Origin of the sequence: Nocardioides sp. (assembly GCF_035547795.1) — a bacterium.
Lineage (GTDB): Bacteria > Actinomycetota > Actinomycetes > Propionibacteriales > Nocardioidaceae > Nocardioides.
This window is the reverse complement of record NZ_DASZUF010000203.1, coordinates 1-5,722: the sequence shown is the minus strand read 5'-3', so window position 1 is coordinate 5,722 and position 5,722 is coordinate 1. Positions and strand designations below refer to the sequence as shown.

5 protein-coding genes are annotated in these 5,722 nt (G+C 71.2%); all 5 read left to right on the top strand.

The window, feature by feature from the left end; genetic code table 11:
• Window positions 1-40 precede the first annotated feature (40 nt).
• The 5 genes from VHA72_RS15140 (at window position 41) to VHA72_RS15120 (ending at window position 5,335) form a co-directional block, all read left to right on the top strand.
• Window positions 41-826 carry an enoyl-CoA hydratase family protein gene (locus tag VHA72_RS15140; RefSeq protein ID WP_325576666.1) on the top strand — a complete coding sequence of 262 codons (786 nt, stop codon included), beginning with the start codon at window positions 41-43 and terminating at the stop codon, window positions 824-826.
• Window positions 823-1,707, top strand: coding sequence for a CoA transferase subunit A (locus tag VHA72_RS15135; protein ID WP_325576664.1), 885 nt, complete (start codon window positions 823-825; stop codon window positions 1,705-1,707). The genes VHA72_RS15140 and VHA72_RS15135 overlap by 4 nt, the downstream gene beginning before the upstream one ends.
• Entirely contained in the window at window positions 1,700-2,449 is a 750-nt protein-coding gene (locus tag VHA72_RS15130) for a CoA-transferase subunit beta (protein WP_325576662.1), read from the top strand. The genes VHA72_RS15135 and VHA72_RS15130 overlap by 8 nt, the downstream gene beginning before the upstream one ends.
• On the top strand, window positions 2,446-3,531 hold the full coding sequence (locus VHA72_RS15125) for an NAD(P)H-dependent flavin oxidoreductase (protein WP_325576660.1): 1,086 nt from the start codon (window positions 2,446-2,448) through the stop codon (window positions 3,529-3,531). Before VHA72_RS15130 ends, VHA72_RS15125 begins: the two co-directional genes overlap by 4 nt.
• A 226-nt stretch (window positions 3,532-3,757) precedes the next feature.
• Complete coding sequence (locus VHA72_RS15120) at window positions 3,758-5,335, top strand: DEAD/DEAH box helicase (protein WP_325576658.1); 1,578 nt, start codon at window positions 3,758-3,760, stop codon at window positions 5,333-5,335.
• Window positions 5,336-5,722 lie beyond the last annotated feature (387 nt).

The window sequence follows — 5,722 nt, the reverse complement described above, 5'->3', positions numbered from 1 at the left end:
AGCAAGTGCTAGGCTACCAAGCAAGCGCTAGGTTTTGTCCATGACAACCCGGGGCGCGGTCACGTCGGAGCTGCGCGACGAAGGCATCCGCGTGGTCACCATGGACCAGCCGCCGGTCAACGCGCTCAGCGTGCAGGGGTGGTTCGAGCTGGCCGCCACACTCGACTTCGCCAGCGCCGACCAGCGCACCAAGGTGGTGGTCCTGCGAGCCACCGGCAGGGGCTTCAACGCCGGCGTGGACATCAAGGAGATGCAGACCACCAGCGGCTTCGACGCACTGGTCGGCGCCAACCGCGGCTGCTTCGCGGCGTTCAAGGCGGTCTACGAGTGCAGCGTGCCGGTGATCGCGGCGGTGCACGGCTTCTGCCTGGGCGGCGGCGTCGGCCTGGCGGGCAACAGCGACGTGGTGGTGGCCAGCGAGGACGCCTACTTCGGCGTACCCGAGGTCAACCAGGGCGCCCTCGGCGCCGCCACCCACCTGGCTCGGCTGGTGCCTGAGCACCTGATGCGCACCCTCTACTTCACCGCCCGCACCATCCCCGCGGCCGAGCTCGTGACGCACGGGTCCGTCTACGCCGTCGTACCCCGCGACCAACTCGACGACCTCGCGCTCGAGCTGGCCGCGGACGTCGCCGCCAAGGACACCCGCGTCATCCGGGCCGCGAAGGCGGCGCTCAACGGCATCGACCCGGTCGACGTGAACAGGAGCTACCGGTTCGAGCAGGGGTTCACCTTCGAGCTCAACCTCAGCGGCGTCTCCGACGAGCTGCGCGATGCCTTCGCCGGTACGTCGAAGGCGCGCCCGACCGAGGAGGACCCCCGGTGAGCCTGCGCCCGCGGGACAAGCGGATGTCGATCGAGGATGTCGTCGCCCGGCTCGAGGACGGCATGACCATCGGCATCGGCGGCTGGGGGTCGCGACGCAAGCCGATGGCGTTCGTACGCGCGATCCTCCGCTCCCCGCTGAAGGATCTGACCATCGTGAGCTGGGGCGGCCCCGATGTCGGGCTGCTCGCCCAGGCCGGGAAGATCCGCAGGCTGGTCTACGCCTTCGTCTCGCTCGATTCGATCCCGCTGGAGCCTCACTTCCAGCGCGCCCGCCAGCTGGGCACGATCCCGGAGGTGACGGAGCTAGACGAGGGGATGTTCCAGACCGGGCTGCGGGCGGCCGCCCAGCGGCTGCCGTTCCTGCCGACGCGCGCCGGACTCGGCTCCGACGTGATGGTCAACAACCCGTCCCTACGGACCGTCACCAGCCCGTACGACGACGGCGAGACCCTGGTCGCGATGCCCGCGCTGACGCTCGACGTGGCACTGCTGCACCTCAACCGCGCGGACCCCCACGGCAACGCCACCTACCTCGGTCCGGACCCCTACTTCGACGATCTCTTCGCGATGGCCGCGGCACGGACCTACGTCTCGGTCGAGCAGATCGTCGACACCGCGGGCCTGACCATCGACGCCCCGGTGCAGCGGCTGCTGCTGAGCCGGATGATGGTCGACGGCGTGGTGGAGGCGCCGGGCGGAGCGCACTTCACCTCGTGTGTGCCCGACTATGAGCGGGACGAGCGCTTCCAACGAGCCTATGTCGGGGCCGCCAAGGACGGCGATGCCTGGCCCGCGTTCGAGGCGCGCTTCCTGGCCGGCGACGAGGCCGCCTACCAGGCGGCCGTGACGTCGTTCGGGAAGGAGCGCGACGATGGGTGAGGCGACCCGCTCCGAGGTGGTCGCCGCGGCGATCGCCGACTGCTGGGCGCAGGACGGCGAGCTCTTCGCCTCCCCGATGGGACTGCTCCCCACGCTCGGCGCCCGGCTGTGCCGGCTGACCAGCAACCCCGACCTGGTCGTCTCCGACGGCGAGTCGCTCTTCCTCGCCTCTCCCGGGCCGTTGGGCTCCTCGGCCGGCGTCGTCGAGGGCTGGATCCCCTTCCGCAAGGTCTTCGACGTGGTGGCCTGGGGCAGACGGCACGTGATGATGGGCGCCACCCAGCTCGATCGGCACGGCAACCAGAACATCTCCGCCATCGGGCCCTTCGACCGGCCCGCGCGTCAGCTGCTCGGCTCCCGCGGCGCCCCCGGCAACACCGTCAACAACCGCACGTCCTACTGGGTGCCCCGGCACTCGACCCGCGTCTTCGTCGAGCGGGTCGACATCGTCACCGGTGTCGGCCGAGCACGGGCGGAGGCGGCCGGCGCCACCCGCTTCCACGACCTGCATCGGGTCGTCACCGATCTGGCGGTGCTCGACTTCGCCGGCCCGGACGGCACGGTGCGGCTGGTCTCGACCCACCCCGGGGTGACGGTCTCCGACGTGACCGCGGCGACCGGGTTCGACCTCGCCGTACCCGAGGCCGTGCCGACCACCCGCCAGCCCACGTCCACCGAGCTGATGCTGATCCGCGAGGTACTCGATCCCACCGGGCTGCGCGAGCGGGAGGTGCCGTCGTGATCGAGCAGCTGCTGCGCACGCCGCTGACCGAGCTGGTCGGGGTCCGTCACCCGGTGGTGCAGACTGGGATGGGCTGGGTGGCCGGGCCGAGTCTGGTCAGCGGTACGGCGAACGCCGGCGGGCTGGGCATCCTGGCCTCGGCCACCATGACCCTGGCCGAGTTGGAGAAGGCGATCCTCGAGGTTCGGTCGCGCACGGCGGAGCCGTTCGGGGTCAACCTGCGCGCCGACGCCGGCGACGCCGCCGACCGGTGCCGACTGCTCATCGAGCACGGTGTCCGGGTGGCATCCTTCGCGCTGGCGCCCAAGCCCGAGCTGATCGCCCTGCTCAAGGAGCACGGCATCGTGGTGATCCCCTCCATCGGCGCCCCCAAGCATGCGGTCAAGGTGGCGTCGTGGGGTGCCGACGCGGTGATGGTGCAAGGCGGTGAGGGCGGCGGCCACACCGGCTCGGTGCCGACGACGCTGCTGCTGCCCGCCGTACTCGACGCGCTGACCTCCTCCGGACGATCGATCCCGGTGGTCGCCGCCGGCGGCTTCTTCGACGGGCGTGGGTTGGCTGCAGCGCTGTCCTACGGCGCGGCCGGTGTCGGCATGGGCACCCGCTTCCTGCTCACCGCCGACTCCCGGGTTCCGCAGCCGGTCAAGGAGCTCTACCTGTCCCACGGCCTGGACGGCACCGTCGTCACCGATCGGGTGGACGGCATGCCGCATCGGATGCTGCGCACCTCGCTCGTACGCTCGTTGGAGGAGTCGTCGCTGGCCCGACGAGCGCTGCCGACACTGCGGCGCACGCTGGAGTTCAAGCGCGCCTCGGGGATGTCGTGGCGACAGCTCGCCGCCGAGGGGCGGGCGATGAAGCACACTCAGGGTCGCTCGCTGGCCCAGCTCGCCCTCGCGGCCAACACGCCGACGATGCTCCGGGCCGGGCTGGTCGAGGGCGACACGTCGGCCGGGGTACTCGCCGCCGGTCAGGTGGTCGGCCTGATCGACGACCTGCCCACCTGCGAGGAACTCGTGGACCGGGTCGTGTCCGAGGCGGCGGCCAGGCTGCGGCGGGGCGCGTCGTACCTGCGCGACTGACTCGGTCGGCTTGTCGTTGCTCGGCTTGTCGTTGCTCGGCTTGCCGTGTTCGACCGCGGCGATGCGGGCGATTCACCACCGGTCCGCTAGCCTTGCTACATCGACTCGTCGAGCTCTCGCCGCGAGTTGTCCGCATGTCGTAGCGAACCTTCCTGCTCCGTGCGCAGCCGCCCGAGACCTCGGAACCGCGGTTGGTCGGCGAGACGACAGCACAGAGAGATTCTCCTTGACCTCCTTCGCCAGCCTCGGCCTGCCCGAGCAGCTCAGCCATGTCCTCACCGGTCTCGGCATCGAGACCCCCACCCCCATCCAGGCCGCCACCCTGCCCGACTCGCTCGCCGGGCGTGACGTGCTCGGCCGGGGCCGCACCGGCTCCGGCAAGACCTATGCCTTCCTGCTGCCGCTGGTCGCCCGTCTGGCGGCCTCCGGCAAACGGCCGAATCCGCGGGCGCCGCGGGCGCTGATCCTGGCGCCGACCCGCGAACTGGTCACTCAGATCGAGGCCTCGCTGACCCCGCTCGCCCAGGCGGCTGGGCTCACCAGCCGCACGGTGTTCGGCGGCGTCGGCCAGAACCCGCAGGTCACCGCGCTCAGGCGTGGCGTCGACATCGTCATCGCCTGCCCCGGACGACTCGAGGACCTGATCGGGCAGGGGCACTGCACGTTGGCCGAAGTCGAGATCACCGTGCTCGACGAGGCCGATCACATGGCCGACCTGGGCTTCCTGCCCGGCGTACGCCGTCTGCTCGCGGCCACCCCGAAGACCGGCCAGCGGTTGCTCTTCTCCGCCACCCTCGACAAGGCCATCGATGCGCTGGTGCGGCAGTTCCTGCACCAGCCGGTCACCCACGAGGCCGACAGCGTCGAGGCGCCGGTCACCGCGATGACACACCATGTCCTGCACATCGAGCGCGAGCACCGCGTCCCGGTGCTGGTCGACCTGACCAGCGCGCCGGGGCGCACCGTCGTCTTCACCCGCACCAAGCACGGGGCCAAGGCGCTGGCTCGCCAGCTGAACCGCAACGGCGTGCCGACCGTCGAGTTGCACGGCAACCTGTCGCAGAACGCTCGCACGCGGAACATGGACGCCTTCCACTCCGGCGAGGCGACCGCGCTGGTCGCCACCGACATCGCCGCCCGCGGCATCCACGTCGATGACGTCGCCCTGGTCATCCACGCGGACCCGCCGGCGGAGCACAAGGCCTACCTGCACCGCTCGGGCCGCACGGCCCGCGCTGGCAGCTCCGGCACGGTCGTCACGCTGATGACCAGCGACCAGGTCCGCGATGTCCGCGACCTGGCGCGCGCAGCCGGCATCAAGCCCACCACCACCCGGGTGAGCGGCACCAGCGACGCGATCCTGCTCCAGCTCGCCCCCGGCGAGCGCATCCGACCGGGCGCGTTCGAGCCCGTGGTCGTGCAGCCGGAGCGACAGCCGTCCGGGGAGCGGACCAGCAGTCGCAAGAGCCGCCCAGGGTCTCGAGCCCGCAAGCGTCAGGCCGCGGATGGGATGGCGCCGGCCCAGCGCGGCCGCTCCGGTCAGAGCCAGCGGCCGGCTGCGAAGCAGTCGTCGAGCGCCTCGGGGCAGGTGAAGGTGGCGAATTCGACGAGGACAGGCACGCCGGCGAAGTCGAGCGGCCCGGCGACCTCAGGCAGCCCGGCGACGTCGGGCGGCGGTAACCGCCGACGCCGCCGTGGCGCGGGTGGCGCGAGTGGCCTCGGGAGCTCAGGTGCATCCAGCAGTGTCGGCGGCTCCGGCGGCCGCCCGCACAGCGCGGCCTCCTTCAGCTCTGGTCGCCGCTGAACGATCGTCCACGGCCGGGGCGCCCGGCCGGTTGAACGCTTGTCTGGCTCCCGGCGGCCGCGGGCCGCGAATCGAACGACTGTCCTCCCACCGCGACCAGCCAGCCACGAATTGAACGACCGTCCGCCTTCCGGCGGCCGCGGGCCGCGAATTGAACGACCGTCCGCCCCGCCGCGACCAGCCAGCCACGAATTCAACGACCGTTCGGGCTCTCAGCAGTCATCCCCCGGGAATTGAACAAACGTCCAGCCCGCCGGCCCAGCCCGCGCAAATTCCAACGAGCGTTCGGACGGAACAGGCGTTCAATTCGTCGGCAACCGCACCCAAAACGCGAACAACCGTTCAATTCACGGGCCATGGACCCGGAAAGCAGGACAACCGTTCGAC